Origin of the sequence: Rhizobium sp. CCGE531, from assembly GCF_003627795.1 — a bacterium.
In the GTDB taxonomy this organism is placed as follows: Bacteria; Pseudomonadota; Alphaproteobacteria; order Rhizobiales; family Rhizobiaceae; genus Rhizobium.
Map to the genome: position 1 here is coordinate 3723632 of NZ_CP032684.1, position 23865 is coordinate 3747496.

Consider the following 23865-nt stretch of genomic DNA (forward strand, 5'->3'; position numbering starts at 1 on the left):
CTTGGCGAAGACGAGCGTTGTGCGTTTGGCAGGTCAAGCGCTTCAGGTTCGTGAAATGTTTTTCATCTATCCCAGCGCGTATTGCTCGCTCACGCGGCAGCAGGTCGAAAGAATGCAGCGCCACGCTTGCAAAAGCCCTCGGGCCGCAAGTTGAGCGCGGTAATTGTTCTTTAATTTTCTGCTGTTTTCGGAAGCTTGAGCTGTGCTAGTAATGCGGCAGGGGCGATCAGGGATCGGATGTTGTCAGAGTGTTAAGTGTTGGGACATCTTTCTCCGCTCGCTTGTCGACGCTGGCCGGAATGGGGCTGCTGGCCGCGTCCGTAGCCGGCGCTTTTCCCGTATCGTCCAGGGCGGAAGACGCCGCGAAATCCACATCCGATACATGGGTTGTCACCCTTGGAGCGACGGTGGAATACGGCCCCAATTATGAGGGATCGAAGCGCTATTCCTTCAGCGCCCTGCCTTCTTTCGATTTCCACCGCCTCGGGGAAACCCAGGAATACAGCGCTCCGGATGACAATTTCGACTATCAGCTCTTCGATCTCGGCGGCCTCGAAATCGGTCCCGTGGTGGGCCTGCGGGATGACCGCTTCGACCTCAACGATCTGCACCTGCAGAGCCAACGCAAAGTGCGCTGGAATTTCGATGCGGGCGGTTTCGCCCAATATTGGCTGATGGAAAATCGGCTGCGGTTCCGCACGGAACTGCGCCAGTCGCTTTGGGGCGGGGATGGTCTGGTCGGCGATCTCGCGCTCGACTGGTTTCAGCCGGTCGGCGACAGATGGCTCCTGTCGGCCGGACCTCGCCTGTCGATGGCAAACGACGCCTATATGCGCGCCAACTTTGGCATCTCGGAGAGCGAGGCTGCAAGACATGGCCATATCAGCGCGTTCGATGCCGGCGCCGGCGTGAAGTCGCTCGGCGTCACGGTGGCGGCGACCTACACCATCTCCCCCGCCTGGAGCGTGCAGGTCTATGAGAAATATAACCGCCTGGTCGGCAACGCCGCCGATAGTCCGATCACCTCGCGCTTCGGCTCACGTAACCAGAACATCATCGGCTTCACGCTGAACAGAACCTTCAACGTCAACTTCTGAGGCGCTGCGCGCTTCATTCTCGGCTATGTAGTTGCGCGTCAGCGGAATGATGTCGTTTCGCTTGGTCATCTGAATCTGGAAGACGACGAGATCCTCGTAGCGGAAGGCGGCTTCCGCCGTCGAAAGATAATATTCCCACATCCGGCAGAAGCGCTCGTCATAAAGCTTGGCGGCATCGTCCCAGCGCGCCATGAAGCGGGCCCGCCAGCTCTCCAGCGTCATTGCGTAATGCAGCCTGAGCACCTCGACATCGGTAATGGCGAGCCCCGCCGCCTCGATCTCGGGCACGATTTCGGAAAGTGCCGGAATATAGCCGCCGGGGAAGATATATTTGTCGAGCCACGGCGTCGTGAAGCCGGGCGTCGCCGAGCAGCCGATGGTATGCAGCACCATGATGCCGTCATCCTCGAGCAATTCAGCGCATTTGCGGAAGAAGGTGCGATAGGAGGCCAGTCCGACATGTTCGAACATGCCGACGGAAACGATCCTGTCGAAATGGCCGTTGAGGCTGCGGTAGTCCCTCAGCGCGAACTGCACCTCCGCCGGCGTTCCCCCGATCTTGTCGGTCACGCGCTTCGAGGCATAGTCGTGTTGTTCCTCGGAGAGGGTAACGCCAAGCACATAGCCGCCCGGCGCATGCTCGGCCACATGCAGGGCCAGGCCGCCCCAGCCGCAGCCGATATCGAGAATGCTGTTGTTCGGCTCGATCAGGAGCTTGGCGGCGAGATGCCGTTTCTTGGCAACCTGCGCGTCATCCAGCGATTGGCCGGCATGTTCGAAATAAGCACAGGAATATTGCCGGTCCGGATCGAGGAAAAGTTCGTAGAGCCGGCCATCGAGATCGTAGTGATGGGCGACGTTGGCCTTCGAACGCCCCGGCAGGTTGCGGTGGCGGAAAATCCGCAGCTTCGTTCGCGCATGATCTATGATGCGGGCGATCAGCGGGTGGGTGCTGTTCTGCGCCTCGCGCAGCATCATCGCCACGAAATCGTAGAGCGTGCCCCGCTCGACGATGAAGCGCTCATCCATATAGAGTTCACCGAGCCGCATATCGGCATCGATGAGCAGCGCCCATTGCGCGCGGTCATCGGCAAAGCGGACGTGAACGGGCTCGCCGGTGCCGTCGCCGAATGTCAGCACCCGGCCGCTCGCCGTCGTCACGGTCAAAGCGCCCCGTGTGACGATCGACGACAGCGCGCGCTTCACGCACCAGTCCACCAGGCCAGAGAAAACGGCATTGCCCTTGGGGCGATTTTCAGCGTGAGAACCTGGCATCATCCATCCTTGCCGACACCACTATGCAGACCATCGCGCTTGGCGTGCCAGTCATCCTGCTCTTCCGGCGCCACATTAGCGCCTGCAATCAGCCAGACCCCCAAGAGGATCAAGCCGCTGCCGATCACCTGCAGGGCGACGATCCGCTCGCCGAAGACGAACCAGCCCGTCGCGATGATCAGCACATAGCTGACGCCTGAAAGCGGAAAGGCGCGGCTGAGGTCGAGCGCCGCAAGCACGTTCATCCAGATGAAGAAGGTCACAATCTCGACGGCGATCGCCGCCAGAATCCAATAGGACGTGAGCGCCTGCCAGAGCCAACCCTCTACGCTGCCCCCGCCCAGCTGCTCCGCCCCAAGCTTGATGAAGAATTGGAACAGGGTGTTCAGCACCGGCACCGCAAGCCACAAAAAGCGCATCGGCATCACGCATCCCCCTCGTCTGAAGAGAACATCGGCGATACCAGCCGCAGCAATCTCTGGAGGAAGGGATTGCGATGGCGGAAATACATCGCATTGGCGGTCAGCTTGCTGCCGAGCCGTACCTTGTTTTCATAATATGCCTGGCCGCTCTGGTAACGGCTCAAGCCATTGTCGAGGCAATAGCGCAAATTGGTGAACCAGCTGAGGAAATAGAGGTTGTAGGGCCGTCCTTTTTCGCCATCCATGCAGAAGAACTTGTCGATCGCGATGCGCTCGTCATGGACGATCAGGTTGGCGGCCATCAGTCTGTCTTCGACGAAATAAAAGGCGCAGAAGGAGCGGCCGCTCATGCCACTGAGAATGCCCTGGAAATAGTCTGGCGTCAGCTCCTCGAACTGCCATTCGCTGCGATTGCGCGTGTCGTGATAAAGCGCCATCACCTCGGGCAGGAACTCGCCGAAATCCGTGCGGATCTCCACCCTCACCTGCTCGAAGGATTTCATCTTGCGGCGCATATCCTTGCGGGTGCCGGATGAAAGCCTGCCGAGATATTCGTCGATCGTCTTGAAATCGATGTCGAGCCAGGCCGTCGGAAGGCCGCCGATCGAGGCATAGCCGCGGGTGGCAAAGAGCGCCCCGAATTCAGCAGAGGTTGGTTCGGGAATATCCTTGAGGCCGATCAGCGCGCAATGCTCCGTCGCGGCAACCTGCTCGAAGAAGGACAGCATCTCCGCCAGCAAGGCGCCGCGGCGCTCGCCCGAAATATCGGGATGAAAGCCGATCGCTCCTGTCTCCGTGCAGGGCGATCCGAGGCAGGCAAGGCGCAGCTTCAGGAAGTTCGGGAAATAGCGCTGGATCTTGCGCACCGATCTCCGCAAAAATCCCTCCTCCAGCGTCGTATCGAGCGCATAAAGGCAGAGAAAGGCCGGCATGGCGGCGCTGACCCGCCCATCTTCGACGATGGTGATGTAGCGCCATTCGAAGCCTTCGAGGCCAGCCTCCTCGATGGCGAGCAGGCAGTCATAATCCTCCACTTGGCCCTGGAAGCAGGCGTTCCATGCATCGCGGCCGATGGCGCGGATGCTGAAATGAACCTCGGCCATCGGCTTGCCGGCCGGCCGCGGCAGCATTTTAAGCAGCGGCTGCGACATGACGCGCCTCGAAGAAATCGGCCGTGAAATCGGCCACCTGGCGATGCTGCCGGTCGACATGGATCATGTGATAGCTGTCCGTGATCCACTTCAACTCGTGCGGAGCGCCGATATGCTCGGAAATATAGCGGGCATGCTTGGGGCTGGCGAGATCGTCGTCTTCCGCATGCAGGATCAGCGTCGGCGTTTGCATCCGCGGCAGCATGCTCTTGAGGGCCTTGCCCAGCCGATGCATCTCGACCAAGCCCTTGCCGGGGAATTTTTCCAAAACCCCCTCGCTCGCCATGCCTTCGATCAGGCGGCGCATGCGCTCGTCCTTGATCCCGAGCGACGTCGTCTCGCTGAAGCTCAGGCGATCGAGGAAGGGAACGCGCGACAGCCAGCCGATCTGCGATGCCAGCAGCGGATAGTAAAAGGGAACGTCCCAGCCGTCATAGCTGAAGCAGGGAGAATAGATCGCCACGGCACTGATCGCCTTTTTCTGCTCGGCAGCCAGCATCGCCAGCTTGCCGCCGACGCAGATGCCGGCCGCGAAGACTTCCTGCGTTCGCGATGCCAGCAGCGCCGACGCCTCGATGACCGAACCGAGCCAATCTTCCCAGCGGGTCTGACGCAGCGTCTTCACATCGACGCCATGACCCGCCAGCAGCGGCGCATAGACGCTGTAGCCCCTGCGGTTGAGATGACGGGCAACCAGCTTCATTTCGGCGGGCGCCCCCGTCAGACCATGGATCAGAAGAATGCCTTTGCCGTTTGAGCCCTCCATGAAGAAGCTCAATTCGTCATGCCTCATGAGTGAGCTCCGACTGCCGGTTTTCCTTGGCCATGAAGCCAAGGGCATGGCAGGTGCTGATCACATGCGTACCGTTCTTTTCCTGCTCGTCCTTGATCTGCTCGTGCAGCGCCGGGAGCTTCGTCCAGTGAGTGCGCGGACGATAATGATGCTCCGCATGATAGCCATTGCCGAACCACAGCCAGTTGTAGAAAGGCTGGTGGCTCGAAACGCCCCAGGCAATCGGTTCGTCCGGATCGCCGTTCAGATGCTCGTAATAGCCGTTCAGCGACGACAGGCAGTTGCCGATATAATAGAACGGCACGAAGAACAGCACCGCCTTCCAGTCGTAAAGCAGCGCAAGCGCCGCAAGACCCAGGAAGAAGTAGAGTTCGAACCGCCCCCAGGCCGCATCGAACGGACGGTTGCGGGCAATGGCCTTGTGAATGTCGCCAAGGCTGTCGCGAAAGAAGCTCAGGAACGTGTAGGACCAGACGTTTTCCGGCGCGCCGTCATGGCCATGGCGATAGATCGACAGCAGATCGATCGTATCACCCTTTTCGTCCGGCCGGTCGCTGTTGCCGGAATGATGGCGCATATGCACCCAATGATAATAGGTCTGCGAAAAGCCGATCGCGACCGACTCCAGCAGGCTGAAGGCATAGTTCAACCAGCGCGGCTTGAAATAAGGCGTATGGATGAAATTGTGCGATATGCTGTTGATGTTCCAGGAGATCGAAACGGCATAAAGGCAGCCGAGAGCGGCCGAGAGCCAAAGCGGGCGGCTTTCGAAGCCGACGATCAGATAGACATCGAAGGCGAGATGAGCGACGGCTGCCAGAACCGGCATTAGATCCCATCGGGTATGCGCAAAGATTTTCATAATCCTGTAACTCCCACACAAGCCACGCCGGCCGTGACGAGAAACACGCCGGTCGCGTGGCGCAGGTTGATGTTTTCCTTGAAGATGACGGCGCCGGCAAGCACGATGACGACATAGCTCAGCGCCATCAGCGGGAAGGCGATGGTTAGGGGGACGCGCTCCAGAACGGCCGTCCAGGCGAAAAGCTCCACGGCCCAGAACAGAATGCCGAGCCAGGTGATTGGCTTGGCCAACGCCGAAAGCAGAGCGCTCTCGCTGGCCGATTGCTTGAAGCAGACTTCGCGGGCCGTCTCCGCAAGTACGCAGAACAGGATGAGCCCAAGCATGGGAAGTGTCAGGCTGCCGGTCATTCCATATACTCCGCCAGGACTTCCAGCAGCGCATGATTGGCCGCGCTGTTGATGTTCCTCGTCGTTTCGGCGCCCTGCCGCATGCGCGGCTGATCGATGAAGATCTCCGCCCGCTTCATGAACTGGGTCCGCAGACTGCCAGCATAGCTCGGGGTCGAATAATCCCCAATGACATCGGCGCCGATAATGCGGTAGCGGCTGCCGATTTCGCTGAGCAGGGCCAGGAGGTAAGGCAGCCGCATGCGGCCCTGATCCCAGTTGGTCACGGCATCGTCGGCCGCCAGCACATCCTTGTCGATGGTGACGTAGACGGCCTCGGTGCGAATGCGGCTAAGCATGCGGTCGATGAAATTTTCCTCGCCGATCTCCGTGATCGATTTCCAGTGCAGCGCGCCCTTTTCCTGCTGATAGCTGGCGCCGTTGCCGTAATCGGCCAGCACGCGGCTCGGCGGATGTTCGTAAGGGTAGAGCTCCAGCTTGCCTTCTCCGAGCCAGTGCAGGTTCGCTCCCTTGCGCTCGGGGCTGCGAAGGTCGCTGCTGCAGACCCCGATCGTGATGACCTTCTGGATATTGCGATTGGCAAGCGCCCTGTTGACCCAGGAGCCGCAGTGCATGCCGCCATCGAATTTCACCCAATCCGGATGATTGTCGAAATGGATCAGCGTCGCCGGGCCGGGCTGCCGTTCCAGCGCGCCTTCAAGCAGCAGCGCCGTGATGTGATGGAAATCGCCGGACCCCATGAAGCACAGCTGCGGATCCTTGCTCATCGCAGGACCATTCTTGACGATCTCTCGGCTGAGGTTGTCAAGGGCGCTCTGCTTGCCCCATAGCCGCACCAGCTGCCCCGCATCCTTGCCGAAATACTGGTGCGCGCCCGCAAATTTGCAGGCACGCACGAAGTCTGGCTGCAACTCCAATGCATCGTCGAGATGGAGAAGCAGGAGCTGCACCGTCTTATCTCCGGGCCGCGCGCGTCAGGAGCTGGTCGAGCAGGGCAAGCGCCAGATCGATTTCCTCGCGGGTGATGAGCAGATTGGGCGCGAAGGTGATGACGTTCTTGTGATAGCCACCGACATCGAGCACGAGCCCGTAGGTCTTGGAGCCAACCTGCATGTCGCCCTTCATGCCTTCGTCGCACATCCAGTCCATCGTCGCCTTGTCGGGCGTGTAACTGTCGTCCTTGCAGATCTCCATTCGCAGCGCTAGGCCAAGACCGTCGACTTCGCCGACGATGGCATGGCGCTTCTGCAATTGCTGCAGCCCGTCGAGGAAGTAAGCGCCCTTGGCCATGATCGAAGCGCCGAAATCCTCTTCCTCCAGCATCTTCATCGCTTCGAGCGCCACGGCGGTCCCCATCGGGTTGCTGGCGAAGGTCGAATGCGTGGAGCCGGGCGGGAAGATCTCCGGATTGATCAGTTCTTCGCGGGCCCACACGCCGGAAAGCGGATTGAGGCCGTTAGTGATCGCCTTGCCGAAGATCAGCGCATCCGGTGAAACGCCGAAATGCTCGATCGACCAGAGTTTGCCGGTACGGTAGACGCCCATCTGGATCTCGTCGACGACGAGCAGGATGCCGTGATCATCAAGCACCTTCTTCAGTTCGACGAAGAAGTTCATCGGCGGGATGACGTAGCCGCCGGTGCCCTGGATCGGCTCGACGTAGAAGGCGGCATATTCGGACTTGCCGGCCTTCGGATCCCAGACGCCGTTATATTCGCTTTCGAACAGGCGAGCGAACTTCTGGACGCAATAATGTCCGTACTCTTCCTTCGACATGCCCTTCGGGCCACGGAAATGATAGGGGAATTCGACGAACTGCGCACGGTCGCCGAAATGGCCGTAGCGGCGGCGGTAGCGATAGCTCGATGTGATCGCCGAAGCGCCGAGCGTACGGCCGTGATAGCCGCCTTCGAAGGCGAACATCAGGCTCTTGCCGCCGGTGTAGTTGCGCACGAGCTTCAGCGAATCCTCGACGGCCTGCGAGCCGCCGACGTTGAAGTGGACGCGGCCCTTGTGGCCGAACTTGCGCTCGGCGTCCTGGGCGATCATCGCGGCAAGCTCCACCTTTTCACGGTGCAGATACTGCGACGCGACCTGCGGGAGACGGTCGAGCTGGCGATGCGCGGCCTCGTTCAGGCGCTCGTTGCGATAGCCGAAATTGACGGCGGAATACCACATCTGCAGATCGAGGAACGGCGTGCCGGTCCGGTCGTAGACGAAGGAGCCTTCGCATTCTTCAAAGAATTTAGGCTTGTCTGTGTAGTGAACCGTGTCGCCATGCGAGCAATAGAGCTCTTCGAGGGCGCGCAATTCCTCTTCGGAGCGGACGGACTCGGTCTCGCCGCTGAAGGCTTCGGCTACATTCGTTTTCATTCAATGCCTCTCGGTCTGTTTCACGCCGTCTTGAAATGCGGCAGTGCACGGGAGCGTCGCTCGACGCTCGGGAGAACGGCTTCCATCTTTGGAAGCAGGTCGGAAAAGTCTTCGAAACCGACATAGGGAATGCCGTTTTCCTCGCAGTAGTCGACAAGCTTGGCCTTGGCGAAAACGAGGTCGACCTTGTCGGAAACGCAGAAGTCGCTGCGCCCGTCGCCGATGTAGACCTGCAGGTCGTTGCTATCGACAACGCGGCATTTGCAGACGCCGGCACCGGACACGCAGCCGGTTGCCGTAAATGGCGGAAAGAGCGAATAGGACTCGCGGCCCTGGGAGACGCTGCAGGTGAGCACATTGGCGACGATCGGCAAGCCGTCCATGCCATGGCGCGCCAGAATGCGGCGGATGAAGTAATCGACGCCATCGCTGACGATGGTGACAGGCAGGTCGCCGCGGCTGCAATAGGACAGGAAGCCTTCGAAACCCGGATCGATCGACAGCGTGTCGAGAAACTGGTCGAGCTCGGATCTGGTCGCTTCAATGAGAGCGATCTGCCGACGCATGCACTCGCCGGAGCCGATCAGCCCCTGCTTCCACAGCCGCTCTATATCTTCCCATTCGGAGCCGGCGAAACGGGACAACACCATATCCGTCGCGTCTTCGATGGATATGGTTCCATCAAAATCGCAAAACACCCGCATGAAATACCCTTTCGCCTTATCCTAAGTTGCGTCTAACAACCTCAGATGAGCCGTGCATGAGGTGAAAATGATGCGAAAATGAAAAACGGGGCGGCGTCGATTTTAACTCAGGGGCAATCTTAGTTCGACCTGAAGGCCATTTCCCCAACGCGGCGTGGAAAGCTCCACCGCGGCGGAAAGGCGATCGGCCGTATCCGCAACGATCGCAAGGCCGAGCCCCGCCCCTTCGGTATGAAGGGTGTTGAGGCGATAGAACCGCTGGAACACCGCCTCCCTCTCGTGTAGCGGAATGCCGGGTCCACTGTCACCGATCGAGATGCGGCCGAAGCCGTCCTCCGATGAAATCGAAACTTTGATCTCCCCGCCGACGGGCGTGTATTTGATGGCGTTATCGAGCAGATTCGTCACCATCATGCGCAGCAGCGATTCATCGGTCCTGACCTGGATCTTTTCGTCGCCTTCCAACACCACGCCGAGTTCGCGGTCGGTGATGATATTGCCGAATTCGGCGATCAGCGACGCGATCCAATGGTAAAGCGTCACGGATGTCAGATTAAGGGGATGATGGCTGACCCTTGCAAGCCGCAGCAATTGCTCGATCAGGTGGATGGTGCGGTTGTTGCTGGCGACGAGATCGGAAACGATCGCCTGCCGCTCATGGTCGCTGTCACTGTTTTCGAGCATGCGCAGCAGCAGCTTCACGCTTGCCTGCGGCGTGCGCAGCTGATGCGCGGCAAGATCGGAAAAGCGGCGCTCCAGCGTCAGCGACTGGCCGAGCTTTTCCAATAGCTGGTTGATCGACCGGCCGAGCGGTAGCAGATCGCGTGGCAGCCCGTCCACGGGAATAGCCGAGAGATCGTCCGGCGATCGCGTGCGGATCTGCCGCACCAGCCCGTGGATCGTGCGCAGGCCGCTGTTGATACCGAGCCAGATGAGAAAGGCGATGACGGGCACCAGCATCAGCAGCGGAAAGAAGAGATTAAGGAGTATGTTGGAGACGAGCGTTTCGCGAAGCGCGATCTTCTCGCCAAGCTCGATCACGATGGTGGTGTTGGGGATCGGCAGCGAATAGACGCGCCACTCATCCCCGCCATAGGTCAGGGTCGTGAATCCGACCTTCTGCTGCGGGACGTCGGACAGGAAAGCCGTGCTGCTGTAGAAGCGGATGCTGCCGTCGACCCAGGCGCGAAACATGTGCGCATCGGCATAATCGTCGGCATCCTCGTTGAATGCCAGCTGATTGTCCATGTTGAAGTCGATGTCGTCGATCTGCTTTGCCGCATGGCCCGGATTTTTCTCCAAGGGACGGCGCAGCAGGCTCCAGATCACATTGGCATCGTCGATCAGCTGAGCGTCATAGATATTGTTGATTTCGCGCGTCGCGCTGTTGAAGGCGAAGGCGGCGATCACGACGATCGTCACCACGACTACGGGCGCGATGCGCAGAAACAGTTTGCGTGTAAGCGTGGAGTTGTTCATCGCTCGATCATGTAGCCGACGCCGCGGATCGACTTGATGAAATCGGTGCCGAGCTTCTTGCGCAGATTGTAGATCGTCACTTCGATCGTGTTGCTCTCGACGGTATTTTCGGCGTCGTAAAGCGCGTATTCGATATCGTTCTTCGTCACGTAGCGGCCGCTGCGCTCCATCAGGAGCTTCAGCAGATGGAATTCCTTGGCCGTGGTATGCACTTGAACACTGCCCTTGCGGGCGACCATGGCCGACGGATCGACCTCCACCTCGCCGCAGCGGATGACGCTTTCGGTCCGCCCATCGCGCCGGCGGATCAACGCGCGCAGGCGCGCCAGCAGCTCATCGAGATCGAAGGGCTTGACCAGATAGTCGTCGGCGCCCTCGTCGAGACCCTCGACCTTCTGCCGTACGGAATCCATCGCCGTCAGCAGCAGCACAGGCACGGAATTCCCGCGCTGCCGGATGCGCCGCAACACTTCCATGCCGCTCAGCTGCGGCAGATTGATATCGAGGACGATCGCCGCGAAATGCGAATTCTCCGCCGCCTCTAGGCCGGATTCGCCATCACGCATCCAGTCGACGCCATAGGCATGCTTTTCCAAGGCCTTCTTGAGCGATGATCCGAGGATATTGTCGTCTTCAACAAGTAGAACCCGCACGACCAACCTCACTTAGCCGAATTTCATAGCCGATGTGAGCCGCAATTGAAGCGGCCATGTGGCAAAGCTATGACGGATCATTTCCATCTGGCAAGAGCCGCGAGAAAAGCTCGCCGCCTGTCGGGTATGGTGCTCCCAAGCCGAAAGGACGAAACCACCCGGCCGGCAACATCAAAGCCGCGCATCGATCAGGCATTCGGCAAGATGCACTTTGGCCGGATTTCGATCGGGCGACTGCAATATCCCGATCTCGCGATAGAAGGTTTCCTCGGCGAGGGACACCATGCGCACCGGCGCGGCGGGAGGCGGGCCGCCCTCGACGATCGGCAGGAGCGCCACCCCGAGCCCACATGCGACCAGAGCCGACATCCCGGCTATGTCGTCGATCTCGATCGCCTCGTTGGGATCGATCGACTGGGCCTGCAGAAACCGGTCGACTTGCCGACCTCCGAAGGAGCCGCGGTCATAACGGATGAACGGCTGTTCTCTCAACAATGTCCGCCAATCGTCACCCTCCAGCCATTCGGGAACCGCCAGTGCATAGGGCTCACGTAGCAGGGGTTGCCATGCGAGGTTCTTCGGCAGGCCAAAAGGAGGCTCGATGAGAACAGCCAGATCCAGCTCGCCGGCATCGATCAAATCGAGCAGATGAAGGGAAACGCCGGGAATGATACGAACGCGGGTGTTCGAAAACCGGTGCCGAAACGGCACGAGCGCACGCGCAAGGATCGCCGACTGAACCGAGGCGATGGCGCCAATACGGAGCTGGCCGCTGGATGCGTCATCGGCCGGATCGGCGAGATGGTCGAACATTGCGATGATGGTCTTGGCGCGTTCGAGCGTTCTCAAGCCGGCAGCGTTCAACATCGCGGAACGGCCTGTCCGCTCGAACAGCGTCACGCCGAGCCTTTCTTCAAGCCGCTTCATCTGGCCACTGACCGCCGCCTGAGTGAGCCCGATCCTCTCTCCCGCGGCGGCAAATGTCCCAAAACGCGCGACCGCGACCAAGGTTTTAAGTTCCGGAATCATGATTCATAATTTTCTCTATATCTCAGCCTCACAATATACAGTTTTTCATAGGAAAAAATGTATCTTATCCATGACTGCATCGAGTTCGCACCTCAGGAGACGACCATGAGCGCAGCACCACTCCACCCGTTTCATCTCGCATTCCCCGTCAACGACCTTGCCGCGGCGCGTACTTTCTACGGCGGCCTTCTTGGCTGCCCCGAGGGCCGAAGCTCGCCGGACTGGATCGATTTCAATTTCTACGGCCATCAGATCGTCGCCCATCTGGCGCCGGGCGAAACCGGCGAGGTCGCCGCGAATGCCGTCGATGGCCATGGCGTCCCCGTCCGCCATTTCGGCGTGGTTCTATCGATGGACGAATGGGAGGCAGCGGCCGAGAAACTGACCAAGGCCAACATCGATTTCGTCATCAAGCCCTATATCCGCTTCCGCGGCGAGCCCGGAGAGCAGGCGACCATGTTCTTCAAGGATCCCAGCGGCAACGCCATCGAGATGAAGGCCTTCGCCGACATCAACAGCTTGTTTGCCAAGTAGCGCCGAGCGCTGGCGATATGGGCATCCGTGGCCTTGGCACTGCGCGATGCTCATATCCCTTATCAATTCCCTAGACCGTGGTCGAACCAATGGCATCGACGGCCCGATCACGCGTCCTCAGCTTGCCCATGGCCGCCTCCAGCACAGCGAAGATCCGTGCATCGGTCGCCTGCGCCACATTGAAGCGCATGAAACGGCCCGCGGTGTCGGACACGCTGAAGGCATTGCCGGGCGCAAGGATGATGCCTTCGGCAAGGCAGGCGCGGGCGACATCGGCCGCGTCCAGCCCTTCGGGCAGCCGGCACCAGAGGAACATGCCCGCCTGTGGCTTGAGCCAGGGAACGATGCCGATGGCCTCAAGACGCGCCGCCACCTCGACCATGGTCTTTGCAAGCCGGACGCGCAGTGCTTCGATATGCTTGCGATAACTGCCGTCCTTCAATGCCAGGTAAACGAGCTCGGCCGACAATTGCCCGCAGCTGAAGCTGCTGGCGACCTTCAGATCGACGAGACCGTCGATCCAGTCCGGCTTGGTGGCGATAAAGCCGCAGCGCGCGGAGGCCGAGAGCGTTTTCGAAAAACTGCCGATATGGATCACCCGGTCGAGCCCGTCATAGGCGGCGAGGCGCGGCGCCGGAACATTCTCGAAATCGGCGAAGATATCATCCTCGATGATGATCAGCCCGAAAGCATCCGCCAGCTTCAGTAGCCGGTGCGCCATCACGGGCGAAAGCGCGGCACCCGTCGGGTTATGAATGGCCGAATTGGTGATGTAGAGCCGTGGCTTATGGCGTTCGAGAGCCTGACCGAACAGCTCGATATCCGGCCCCGTGGGCGTAAATGGCACCGAGACGACATTGGCGCGATGGGCTCGCAGCAGCGCATGGAAATTGAAATAGCAGGGGTCGTCCACCAGCACGGTATCTCCGGGCTCGAGCAGAAAGCGGCAAAGGAGGTCGATCGCCTGCGTGCCGGACTCCGTCAGCATGATCTGGTCCGGAGGCGCATTGATGCCATGTTCACCGAGGCGCCTGGCAAGCAGCTGCCGCAGCGGCGGCAGGCCGAGCGGTGTCCCGTAATTGGCGAGTGCCCCGATATCGCCGCGCGACAGCGTCCGCATCGCGCGGCGCAAGGCCGCCTGCGGCAGCCAGGACGGCGGAAGCCAGCCGCAGCCCGGCTTCAAAGCATCATCGCCGACCTCGAGCGATTGCCGCGAGATCCATAGCGGATCGACATTGCGGTCCGATCTTGCTCCAGTCTCGGTGAGCGACAGCGGCGGCAATGGCCCGCAGACGTAAAATCCCGAGCCTGGGCGCGAACGGATCGTGCCCTCGGCGGCGAGCCGCTCATAGGCCTCGACCACGGTGGAAACCGAAACATGCATCGTCTTGGCGAAACCACGCACGGACGGAAGCCGCGCACCCGGCGCCAGGCTGCGGCTGGCGATCCGCTCGGAAATCGCCGCCATCACCCCTTCGATCCGCGTACTGCCGCTTGCGCTCGCCACCGAAAGATTGTCCATCCGTACCACGCCTTCAACCATAACAGTTCGCACGAATTGTACTGTACCGTCTCTGGCTTGACCAGGCAAATGCGCCGATACCCCCCGAACATCAAGAAGGAGCATGCGCATGGACAAGACGACGACGGGATGGGTCTACGGTTTGACGGGGGTGGTGATCTTCAGCGGCTCGCTGCCGGCAACGCGGGTGGCCGTCATGGATTTCGATCCGCTGTTCCTGACCGTCGCCCGCGCCGTGATCGCCGGTCTGCTCGGCCTCTGCCTCCTGCTCGCCTTTCGTGAGAAGCGCCCGGCTCGCGGCGACATCACCGCGCTCGTCATCGTCGCTCTCGGCTGCGTGGTCGGCTTTCCTCTGCTGACCGCACTGGCGCTGAAGCACGTCACCTCGGCTCATTCGATCGTCTTCATCGGCCTGCTGCCGCTTGCAACGGCCATCTTCGGCGTGCTGCGCGGCGGCGAGCGGCCACGGCCCGCCTTCTGGATATTCTCCGCGCTCGGCAGCGCGCTCGTCAGCGGCTATGCCCTGGCGCAGGGCGTATCGGCCTCGCCGGTCGGCGATCTCTTGATGCTGGCTGCCGTTCTCGTCTGCGGCCTTGGCTATGCCGAAGGCGCGGTGCTGTCGCGCCGGCTCGGCGGCTGGCAGGTCATCTGCTGGGCGCTGGTCCTGTCCCTGCCTGTTACCATCGCGCTCTGCGTCATGACCATGCCGCACAGCATCGACGGCATCGGCCGCCCGGCCTGGCTCGGCCTCACCTATGTCTCGCTCTTCAGCATGCTGATCGGCTTCGTCTTCTGGTATCGCGGGCTGGCGCAGGGCGGCATCGCGGCCGTCGGCCAACTGCAATTCCTGCAGCCCTTCTTCGGCTTCGCGCTTGCGGCAGCACTCCTCAAGGAAAGCGTCAGCTGGTCCATGCTCGTCGTCACGATCGCCGTCGTCGGCTGCGTCGCCGGCGCCCGAAAATTCGCGCGCTGAGCCATAAAGCCGACTGAAAGCCTCCACTTGACCTTCTAAACCAATCGGTCTATTAAAATCTGATCGGTTTAGAAGGAGATCATCATGCCGACCCCTCTCGTCCCGCCTTTCACCCGCGAAACCGCCATCGCCAAGGTCCGCATGGCCGAGGACGGCTGGAACAGCCGCGATCCGGAGCGTGTCTCCAAGGTCTATACGGAAGACAGCCAATGGCGGAACCGCGCCGAATTTCCGCGCGGCCGCAAGGAGATCGTCGAATTCCTGACGCGTAAATGGGCAAGGGAACTGGACTATCGGCTGATCAAGGAACTCTGGGCCTTCGACGGCAATCGCATTGCCGTGCGCTTCGCCTATGAATGGCGCGACGACAGCGGCCATTGGTTCCGTTCCTACGGCAACGAGAACTGGGAGTTCGATGCCGACGGCCTGATGCAACGCCGTTTCGCCTCGATCAACGACATGCCGATCAGGCAAGAAGACCGGAAATTCCATTGGCCGCTCGGCCGCCGGCCGGACGACCATCCGGGCCTCTCCGAACTTGGCCTTTGAGTGAGATGGTGCGCACCGTCTTCGAAAAACCCGATGCCATTGCCCTTGTCGCTGAGGTCTTTCGCGAACTCGGCTACGAGGGAGCGTCGATGAGCGAGATCACCGCCCGCACGAAGCTGTCGAAAGGCAGCCTCTATCACTTCTTCCCCGGCGGCAAGGAAGAGATGGCGGCCGAGATCATGGCCCATATCGATGCCTGGTTCGTCACGGAAATGTTCGAGCCGCTCGAGGAGGGGGAACCGCGCGCGGCCATAGCCCGCATGTGGAAGACGACGGATAGCTATTTCCGTTCCGGCCGCCGCGTCTGCCTGATCGGCGCCTTTGCGCTGGACGAAACGCGCGATCGCTTCTCGGCCGCCATCCGCGGCTATTTCCATCGCTGGATCGAGGCACTCGCCGGCGCTTTGCTCAAGGCGGGACTGTCGGGCGCGAAGGCAAAAGCCCTTGCGGAAGAAGCCGTCGTCGGCATTCAGGGCGCATTGACGCTTGCCAGGGCACTTGGCGATGAGACGATTTTCGGCCGATCCCTTGCGCGGCTGAAGCAAAGGCTGGAAACTGCGCTCGATTAGCACCACCCGGCTGGTACGAATCATTGACAGCGTGGCGGTACCAGTCGGGACGGATGATTCGCTCGCTCCGACGGCAGAAGACCGCCGAAACCAGCATCCCTTACGACGGGAATGAGGATGACCGGTACAACAAGGCCTTGATCTTAAGCAATCCTCCATAAATGTATGGCATTATTAACCATGTTTGATTTGCAACTATCCAGGCTCCTATGCTCAGCAGGGAACGGGAGCGCCGAGGAGACGGATAGAAGATGCTGCAACAGGTACACGACACCGACGACGCGCTGATCGATCAACTGCAACGTTCGGCATTCGACTATTTCATGCTCTACACCAATCCGGAAAACGGACTGGTGGCGGACACCTCCATCAAGACGAGCCATTGCAGCATTGCCGCGGTCGGCTTTGCGCTGTCGAGCTACCCCGTCGCCGTCGAGCGTGGATGGATCAGCCGCGCCGACGCAGCCACTCGGGTGCTCGCCGCACTCGATTTCTTCGCCAACAGCCAGCAGGGCACCGAGCGCGGCGCCACTGGCTATCGCGGTTTCTACTATCACTTCCTCTACATGGAGACCGGCAAGCGCGCCTGGAACAGCGAGCTTTCGACCATCGATACGGGCCTGCTGCTGCTCGGCGTCCTGACGACTGCCGCCTATTTCAATGGTTCCAGCCAGGCCGAACGCGATATTCGCAAGCAGGCGAAATTCCTCTACGAACGTTGCGACTGGCATTGGGCGCTGAACAAGGGCCAGACCATCAGCATGGGCTGGAAGCCGGCGAGTGGCTTCCTGCGCTGGCGCTATCAGGGCTATGACGAGGCGGTCTTCCTCTATGTGCTTGCGCTCGCCTCGCCCACGCATGCGGTCCCCTCTTCGAGCTACGACGCCTTTGCCTCGACTTACACATGGATGATGTTCAAGGACGCGCCATTTCTCTATGCGGGGCCGCTGTTCATCCACCTTTTCTCGCATGCCTGGATCGATTTCCGCGGCATCCGCGACGAGCATGTCGCAGACAAGGATACCGACTACTTCCGCAACACACAGACGGCAATCGCCGTGCAGCGCGATTATACCGAGCGCAATCCCGGCCATTTCACCGGTTATACCAAGGACATATGGGGCCTTTCCGCCTGCGACGGCCCGAACCCCACAGGCACCAAGCACAGCCTTCGCTATGCCCCGAAGGTCTTCGGCTATGCCGCCCGCGGCGCTCCGCTCGGCCCCGATGACGGCACCATCGCCCCCTGGGGGCCGCTGTCCTGCCTGGCTTTCGACCGCCGAGCCGCGCTCGACGGCACGAGGGCGCTATTGTCAACCTATCCCAATCTGCTGCTCGACGGCCGTTTCCCCGGCGGCTTCAATCCGAGCGTCACGGGCACCGGCCCGGAAGGCTGGATGGACGACCGCTCGGTCGCCATCGACCAGGGCCTGCTGGTCATGATGATCGAAAACGCCCGCACGGGCATGATCTGGGACCTGATGCGCCAATCTCCGATTCTCCGCAGCGGCCTGGAACGCGCCGGCTTCACCGGCGGCTGGCTGGACGAGAAGCCGGCTATCGCCTGATCTTTGCGCGGTAACCCCTTCTCCCCGCAAGCGGCCGGGGAATCGCACACGAAATGAGGTCGTTGCCGCGTCCCCCTTCTCCCCTCGGGGCTATGGCATTCACACATTTGGAATTGCGTATGGAATGAGGTTCTGATTCTGTTGCTGCCGGCAGGAGAATTGAGCGATGGATGATTTGAGCTTGGGACGGTTTGGCGACCGTCGGCTGGAAAAAGGGGGGCGTTCTTGCTGGAGCGCCTGGTTTCGACGGCAGGCCAGGGAATGCGGGTGCGCAAGCTCGGCGGCAATCGGGCCGGAGAGATCCGCTTGAGCCGGTTCTTGCGCAATGGAGCGGTCGATCCGCAGGCGATGATCGATGAGGCGGCCTTGCGCACGGCTAGCCGCTGCGCGGATCGGCATATCCTGGCCATTCAGGATACGACGGTGGTCCGCTCCGACGGCGGTGGCGGTCTTTATCTGCATGCGATGATCGGGGTCGACGCCGACGATGGCGCGATCGTCGGGGCAATCCACGGGCAGTTTCTAAGCCGCGACCAGGGCGAGCGCGGCACGCAGCGCGCGCGTCCGATCGAGGAGAAGGAGAGCTATCGCTGGCTGGAGGGCGCCGATCGTGCGGCGAAGGTTTGCGCCGCTGCACGCCACATCACCATCATTGCCGACCGTGAAAGCGATATCTACGAGGCCTTCGCCCGCCGACCCGTCAATGTCGACCTCGTCATCCGGGTTGCGAGGGACCGCAGCCTCGGCAAGGACCAGCCGTCGCTGCTTTGTCTGGCGGATGCCTTGCCGGTTGCGGTCAACCTAGCCTTTAGCCTGCCGGCCAAGCCGGGCCGCAAGGAGCGCGACACGCAACTGGCGATCCGCTTCAGCGCGGTGACATTGCTGCCCCCGAAGAACGGCATCTACAGGAAGACCCCGGATGGCGTACGTCTTTATCTGGTGGATGTGCGCGAGACCGCCGCACCACCGGGCGAGACGCCGATCCATTGGCGGCTGCTGACAAGCTATGCCGTGTCGGATGCCGACGAGGCGGCGGCGGTCATCGCCCTTTATCGCCGTCGCTGGGCGATCGAGCAATTGTTCCGCACCCTGAAGACGCAGGGCTTTGATATCGAAGGCCTGCGCATCGAGGACGAGGGCGCGCTGAGCAATTTGGTGATGGCTGCCTTCGTCGCGGCCGTGATCGTGCAGCAACTGGTCCATGCCCGCGACGGCGCTCCGCCCGGCGCCACCTTGCGCCCCATCGAAGACGCCTTCGAGCCAAGCGACCAGCCGCTGCTGGAAGCCTTCTGCGCCAAGCTGGAGGGCAAGACCGCCAAACAGAAGAACCCCCATCCCAGAGGGTCGCTGGCCTATGCCGCCTGGGTCTGCGCCCGCCTCGGCGGATGGACCGGCTACTACGGAAAGCCAGGACCGATCGTCATGCTCGACGGATGGCAACAGTTCCAGGCCGCCAAGCGCGGCGTAGCACTCCTCCTCTCCGCCGCCGACAATGTGTGAATCCAATAGCCCCGAGGGGAGAGCGACTGTCTTGTTTGTCAAGCGTTTTGCCACGGTCGTGCGTCCCTGATGATGGCGTTGAGGATGGTGAGCAGCTTTCGCATGGTAGCGACGATGGCGACGATCTTTGGCTTTCCGGCTGCCACGAGGCGGTCACGGAAGGCCTTGAGGCTTGGGTTATGGCGGCTGGCGACGAGGGCGGCCATGAACAGCACGGCGCGCACCTTGCCTCTGCCGCCGCCGATGAAGCTCTTGCCTTTCCATTGACCCGATTGCCGCGTCCAGGGCGCAAGCCCTGCCAGTGAGGCGATCTGGCGCCGGTCGAGGCTGCCGAGTTCGGGCAGCTCGGCCAGCAGCGTGCGCGCCGTTGTCGGCCCGACACCTGGCACCGAGACGAGCAGCGTCTCGCGCACCCGCCAGACCGGCGATTTGCGGATATGGTCGTCGAGATCGGCATCGAGGCTTTCGAGTTCGCGCCGCAAGGCCGCAAGCAATCGCTTGATGCTTTTCTGCGCCTGTTTGGCCAGCGCCATGCGCAACCGGTTCTCCTCGGCCACGATCATCTGCACGATCTGGCGCCTGCGGGCCACCAGCTCGGACAGAGCCTGTGTCTCGGCATCGCGCAACGGCCGGATCTCCGGCTTCGTCGCCAGGACGAAGGCGGCGATGACGGCGGCATCGATCGGATCGGTCTTGGCCCTGCGGCCGATCGCATGGGCATAGGCGCGCACTTGCGCCGGATTGACGACGAGAACCGTCAATCCGGCCGATGACAGACCGGCCACCGCCAGCGTCTCGAAGCCGCCCGTCGCCTCAAGCGCAATCACATCGACGCCGACCGCCTGCAGCCGCTCGACCAACGCATCGACACCGGCATGGTCATTGCCAACGGCAAAAACCTCCCCTTGCGGCAGGACTGCAACATCCAGCCGCTCTTTCGAAACATCAATGCCAACAATCGTTTCCATCTGATCCCATCCTTGCCTAAGCGGGCTTTGCTTGCGCAAGCGGCCCTGGCGACTGTTCGGGTTCAATGGAACGGCGGATGAAGACCCAAGCTCTCCCACGGGCTTGGTGTCCCAAAGGTGCATCGGTCTTCCATCCGCCACCGCAACAGGCATTACTACGCCAGCAGCGGGTAAAGGGAAGTTACAAAGGTGCCGATAGGCGGATGAGGGGTGCCTGCCAAGAGCACAAAAATCCCCGCATTCAAATCGATCAGCCCCCTCATCCGGCCCTTCGGGCCACCTTCTCCCCGAGGGGAGAAGGAACTTGCGGCGCCGATGTGCCTCACATGGGATTGTCCCGCCGCTTGCGATGAGAGGGTCGGGGTGAAGGGTCGTGCTGCAGGCCCAGCAAAAACACACTCACCCGGCCATCATCCGCGGGACAAAGGCTTCTACGCCTTTGCCTCTCCCATCGCCATGCAGCAAACCTCTCGCATCACGCGACGTCGAACTTGACGCCCTGGGCCAATGGCAGCGTGCGGCCGTAATTGATCGTGTTGGTCGCCCGGCGCATATAGGCCTTCCAGGCATCCGAACCGGATTCGCGGCCGCCGCCTGTTTCCTTCTCGCCGCCGAAAGCGCCGCCGATCTCGGCACCGGACGGACCGAGATTGACGTTGGCGATGCCGCAATCCGAACCGCGCGCGGATACGAATGTCTCGGCTTCCCGCATGTCATTGGTGAAGATCGAGGACGACAGGCCCTGCGGCACGGCGTTGTGCAGCGCCAGTGCCTGATTGAAATCGCCGTACTTTATCACATAGAGGATCGGCGCGAAGGTCTCCTGCTCGACCGGACCGGTTTGCTCGGGCATTTCGACGAGGGCTGGGCGGACGTAAAAGGCATCGGCCGAACCGTTTTCGACGCGCTCGCCGCCGGTGATCTTGCCGCCTACAGCCTTGGCTTCGACAAGCGCCGCCTGCATGCGGTCGAAGGCCTGCCGGTCGATCAGCGGCCCGACAAGGGTTCCCGCTTCAAGCGGGTTGCCTATTGTCACCGAGCCATAGGCCTTCCGCAGGCGCGGAACGAGCTGGTCATAGACGCTTTCGTGAACGAAGAGGCGGCGCAGCGTCGTGCAGCGCTGGCCGGCCGTGCCCATCGCGGAAAAGGCAACGCCGCGCAAGGTGAGGTCGAGATCGGCCGTCGGGCAGACGATGGCGGCATTGTTGCCGCCAAGCTCGAGGATGGCGCGGGCGAAACGGCCGGCGAGACGCGGGCCGACGGCGCGGCCCATGGCCGTCGATCCGGTCGCCGAAACCAGCGGCACCTGCGGGTGATCGACCAGCAACTCACCGAGATCGCGGCCGCCGATCAAGAGCGTCGAAAGATTGGCCGGCGCCTCGCCGCCCTCGGCGACATAGCGCTTCAGCGCCTTTTTGAACAAGGCCTGGACGGCCAGCGCCGTCAACGGCGTCTTTTCCGACGGCTTCCAGATGGTGGAATTGCCGCAGACGATGGCAAGCGCCGCGTTCCACGACCAGACGGCAACGGGAAAATTGAAAGCCGAGATGATGCCGATCGCACCCAGCGGATGCCAGCTTTCCATCATCCGGTGCTCCGAGCGCTCGGTGGCGATCGTCAGGCCGTAGAGCTGGCGGGAAAGACCGACTGCGAAGTCGCAGATATCGATCATCTCCTGCACTTCGCCGAGGCCCTCGGAGGTGATCTTGCCGACCTCGATGGACACGAGACGGCCAAGGGCCGCCTTGCCGGCGCGCAACTCCTCACCCAGCAAGCGGATCAGCTCGCCACGCTTCGGCGCCGGCACATTGCGCCATGCGAGAAACGCCTCATGCGCCGCCGCGATCGCAGCCTTCGCCTCACCGGCAGAATGTTCCTTCAGCCGGCCGATTTCGGCGCCCGTCACCGGGGAGGTGACCACAAGCGTTCCACCGATGTAGCGATCGGCCGATACGCCGATATCAGTCAATATGGCCTTGGTCTCGGCAGCAAGATCTGATGTCCCGGTCATCTTGTTTCCTCTTCCCGTAATGCTGGTTCGATTGTCGTTCTATCTATTTTCTCGCAATTCCGGACGGAAAACCGCTGCGCACTTTTCCTGGAATTGCTTTAAACCCTGGCGCCGACGAAATGCGCGGCCTGGGCGCCGGCCTCGTACCACATTTCCTTCGCCGCCCTGAAGCTCGGCTCGACGATGTCGGTCACCGGCAGCGGCAGGTCAGCCTCGGAAATCTGCCCTAAGATATGGCGGGCAAGCACCTTCCCGAACACGGTGCCGGGCGCGATACCGCGGCCATTATAGCCGGAGAAGCCGACGACATTCTGAGCCAGCTTGTGGAAGCGTGGCAACGCATTGTCGGTCATGCCGATCTTGCCATACCATTCGCATTCGAAGGGAATGTCGCCGAGCTGCGGAAAGAGCTTCCTGATCGACCGCCTGGCCCAACTCTTGTGGATAGCAAGGCCGGTATTGCGCAGCGCGCCGACGCTGCCGAAGACGAGCCGGCCGGCCTGATCCATGCGGAAGGACGAGAGCACTTCCTTGGTATCCCAAGCCCCTTCGCGCCCGGGCAGCACGGATTTCTTGAGGTTGTCGCCGAGCGGCACGGTGGCAAAATTGAAATAGGGCAGATGCACCTGCTCGTTTCGGACCGCCTCCCAGGGGCCGGTGCTGTAGGCATCCGTCGCAACGACGATCCACTCGGCGCCAACCTTGCCGCCATCGGTCGAAACCACCCATTTCGCGCCGCTTCTTTCGGTCGAAGTCACGCGGCTACCGGTATGAACTGTAACGCCGGCTTTCACCACGGCATGGGCCAGGCCGCGCGCATAGGCAAGCGGCTGCAGCGTGCCGGCGCGCATGTCGAGCAGCGCTCCCGCGTAAGCCGAGCTGCCGACGCGGCGCTCCGTTTCCCGCGCATCCAGTATCGTAACCGGCGCGCCGCGCTTGCCCCATTGCCGGGCGCGCTCCTCGATTTCCTTCAATCCATCCGGCCCGACAGCACAGTGCAAGGTGCCATTGCGCTCCAGCTCGCAGGCGATGGCGTGCTTGTCGATCAGCTCCATGACAAGCTTCGGCCCATTGCCGAGCAGTTCGAGAAGCCGTTCGCCATGGACGGCACCGAGTTCACCCGGCAGATCGTCCGGCATCACCCACATGCCGGCATTGATCAGGCCGACATTGCGCCCAGCGCCGCCGAAGCCGATCTCATTGGCCTCGAGCAGCACGACGTTCGCGCCGGCCTCGGCCAGATGCAGCGCCGTCGAAAGACCGGTATAGCCGCCACCGACCACCACGACATCGGCATAGACATCACCGGAAAGCGGCTTTGTCGCCGGCGGCGGGGGAGCGGTCTTTTCCCAAAGACCATGGGAGCGCGGGTCATTCAGCATGAAATCGGTCCGATCGACAGAGATAATCACGCCAATCTAGCGCTATGCTCCAAATTGCGGAAGCGGCAACAGCGACATCCGGTGGACAGAGAAAAACTTGC

General features: G+C 61.4%; 23 protein-coding genes. 7 read left to right on the forward strand and 16 right to left on the reverse strand.

Translation table 11 applies throughout. The features are described from left to right. The first annotated feature begins 248 nt into the window (after positions 1–248). Complete coding sequence (locus CCGE531_RS18185) at positions 249–1097, forward strand: MipA/OmpV family protein (RefSeq protein ID WP_245458899.1); 849 nt, start codon at positions 249–251, stop codon at positions 1095–1097. On the opposite strand, the gene CCGE531_RS18190 is transcribed toward CCGE531_RS18185, so the two are convergent. The 12 genes from CCGE531_RS18190 to CCGE531_RS18245 form a co-directional block, all read right to left on the reverse strand. Beyond that, positions 1038–2372, reverse strand: coding sequence for a cyclopropane-fatty-acyl-phospholipid synthase family protein (locus CCGE531_RS18190; RefSeq protein WP_120666941.1), 1335 nt, complete (start codon positions 2370–2372; stop codon positions 1038–1040). The genes CCGE531_RS18185 and CCGE531_RS18190 overlap by 60 nt on opposite strands. After that, complete coding sequence (locus CCGE531_RS18195) at positions 2372–2797, reverse strand: EamA family transporter (RefSeq protein ID WP_205586456.1); 426 nt, start codon at positions 2795–2797, stop codon at positions 2372–2374. Before CCGE531_RS18195 ends, CCGE531_RS18190 begins: the two co-directional genes overlap by 1 nt. Next, positions 2797–3945 carry a GNAT family N-acetyltransferase gene (locus CCGE531_RS18200; RefSeq protein ID WP_120665875.1) on the reverse strand — a complete coding sequence of 383 codons (1149 nt, stop codon included), beginning with the start codon at positions 3943–3945 and terminating at the stop codon, positions 2797–2799. Before CCGE531_RS18200 ends, CCGE531_RS18195 begins: the two co-directional genes overlap by 1 nt. Beyond that, entirely contained in the window at positions 3926–4738 is an 813-nt protein-coding gene (locus CCGE531_RS18205) for an alpha/beta fold hydrolase (RefSeq protein WP_120665878.1), read from the reverse strand. The genes CCGE531_RS18200 and CCGE531_RS18205 overlap by 20 nt, the downstream gene beginning before the upstream one ends. After that, positions 4728–5600 (reverse strand): fatty acid desaturase, encoded by an 873-nt coding sequence (locus CCGE531_RS18210; RefSeq protein ID WP_120665881.1) that lies wholly within the window; start codon positions 5598–5600, stop codon positions 4728–4730. Before CCGE531_RS18210 ends, CCGE531_RS18205 begins: the two co-directional genes overlap by 11 nt. Continuing rightward, positions 5597–5950: an EamA family transporter gene (locus CCGE531_RS18215; protein ID WP_120665884.1), complete on the reverse strand. Its 354-nt coding sequence runs from the start codon at positions 5948–5950 to the stop codon at positions 5597–5599. The genes CCGE531_RS18210 and CCGE531_RS18215 overlap by 4 nt, the downstream gene beginning before the upstream one ends. Next, positions 5947–6900, reverse strand: a complete 954-nt coding sequence (locus tag CCGE531_RS18220; RefSeq protein ID WP_120665886.1) for an arginase family protein — start codon at positions 6898–6900, stop codon at positions 5947–5949. The genes CCGE531_RS18215 and CCGE531_RS18220 overlap by 4 nt, the downstream gene beginning before the upstream one ends. A 4-nt stretch (positions 6901–6904) precedes the next feature. Next, positions 6905–8323: an aminotransferase class III-fold pyridoxal phosphate-dependent enzyme gene (locus CCGE531_RS18225; RefSeq protein ID WP_120665889.1), complete on the reverse strand. Its 1419-nt coding sequence runs from the start codon at positions 8321–8323 to the stop codon at positions 6905–6907. A 20-nt stretch (positions 8324–8343) separates the two neighbouring features. After that, on the reverse strand, positions 8344–9027 hold the full coding sequence (locus CCGE531_RS18230) for an MtnX-like HAD-IB family phosphatase (protein WP_120665892.1): 684 nt from the start codon (positions 9025–9027) through the stop codon (positions 8344–8346). Positions 9028–9129: 102 nt separating this feature from the next. After that, positions 9130–10506 (reverse strand): HAMP domain-containing sensor histidine kinase, encoded by a 1377-nt coding sequence (locus CCGE531_RS18235; protein WP_120665895.1) that lies wholly within the window; start codon positions 10504–10506, stop codon positions 9130–9132. Further along, the gene (locus tag CCGE531_RS18240) at positions 10503–11159 is read right to left on the reverse strand and encodes a response regulator transcription factor (RefSeq protein ID WP_112341725.1); all 657 of its coding nucleotides are present in this window, start codon (positions 11157–11159) and stop codon (positions 10503–10505) included. Before CCGE531_RS18240 ends, CCGE531_RS18235 begins: the two co-directional genes overlap by 4 nt. A gap of 171 nt (positions 11160–11330) precedes the next feature. After that, positions 11331–12188, reverse strand: coding sequence for a LysR family transcriptional regulator (locus tag CCGE531_RS18245; protein ID WP_120665898.1), 858 nt, complete (start codon positions 12186–12188; stop codon positions 11331–11333). A gap of 105 nt (positions 12189–12293) precedes the next feature. On the opposite strand from CCGE531_RS18245, the gene CCGE531_RS18250 reads away from it, so the two are divergent. After that, positions 12294–12722: a VOC family protein gene (locus tag CCGE531_RS18250; RefSeq protein ID WP_120666945.1), complete on the forward strand. Its 429-nt coding sequence runs from the start codon at positions 12294–12296 to the stop codon at positions 12720–12722. A gap of 70 nt (positions 12723–12792) precedes the next feature. Here CCGE531_RS18250 and CCGE531_RS18255 read toward each other — a convergent pair whose 3' ends face one another. Next, positions 12793–14244, reverse strand: coding sequence for a PLP-dependent aminotransferase family protein (locus tag CCGE531_RS18255; RefSeq protein WP_120665901.1), 1452 nt, complete (start codon positions 14242–14244; stop codon positions 12793–12795). A 109-nt stretch (positions 14245–14353) separates the two neighbouring features. On the opposite strand from CCGE531_RS18255, the gene CCGE531_RS18260 reads away from it, so the two are divergent. From CCGE531_RS18260 to CCGE531_RS18280, 5 genes are all read left to right on the forward strand, one after another. Continuing rightward, complete coding sequence (locus CCGE531_RS18260) at positions 14354–15217, forward strand: DMT family transporter (protein ID WP_120665904.1); 864 nt, start codon at positions 14354–14356, stop codon at positions 15215–15217. Between the two features lie 84 nt (positions 15218–15301). Then, positions 15302–15766: a nuclear transport factor 2 family protein gene (locus CCGE531_RS18265; protein WP_120665907.1), complete on the forward strand. Its 465-nt coding sequence runs from the start codon at positions 15302–15304 to the stop codon at positions 15764–15766. 5 nt (positions 15767–15771) lie between these two features. Further along, complete coding sequence (locus CCGE531_RS18270; RefSeq protein ID WP_120665910.1) at positions 15772–16335, forward strand: TetR/AcrR family transcriptional regulator; 564 nt, start codon at positions 15772–15774, stop codon at positions 16333–16335. 251 nt (positions 16336–16586) lie between these two features. Continuing rightward, complete coding sequence (locus CCGE531_RS18275; protein ID WP_120665913.1) at positions 16587–17903, forward strand: glucoamylase family protein; 1317 nt, start codon at positions 16587–16589, stop codon at positions 17901–17903. Between the two features lie 225 nt (positions 17904–18128). Further along, complete coding sequence (locus CCGE531_RS18280; RefSeq protein ID WP_245458850.1) at positions 18129–19403, forward strand: IS4 family transposase; 1275 nt, start codon at positions 18129–18131, stop codon at positions 19401–19403. A gap of 38 nt (positions 19404–19441) precedes the next feature. Here CCGE531_RS18280 and CCGE531_RS18285 read toward each other — a convergent pair whose 3' ends face one another. From CCGE531_RS18285 to CCGE531_RS18295, 3 genes are all read right to left on the reverse strand, one after another. Then, a complete protein-coding gene (locus CCGE531_RS18285; protein WP_120662389.1) occupies positions 19442–20371 on the reverse strand; it encodes an IS110 family transposase in 930 nt (309 codons plus the stop codon). 475 nt (positions 20372–20846) lie between these two features. Further along, a complete protein-coding gene (locus CCGE531_RS18290; protein WP_120665916.1) occupies positions 20847–22382 on the reverse strand; it encodes an aldehyde dehydrogenase family protein in 1536 nt (511 codons plus the stop codon). A gap of 98 nt (positions 22383–22480) precedes the next feature. Then, positions 22481–23764 carry an FAD-binding oxidoreductase gene (locus tag CCGE531_RS18295; RefSeq protein WP_120666947.1) on the reverse strand — a complete coding sequence of 428 codons (1284 nt, stop codon included), beginning with the start codon at positions 23762–23764 and terminating at the stop codon, positions 22481–22483. Positions 23765–23865 lie beyond the last annotated feature (101 nt).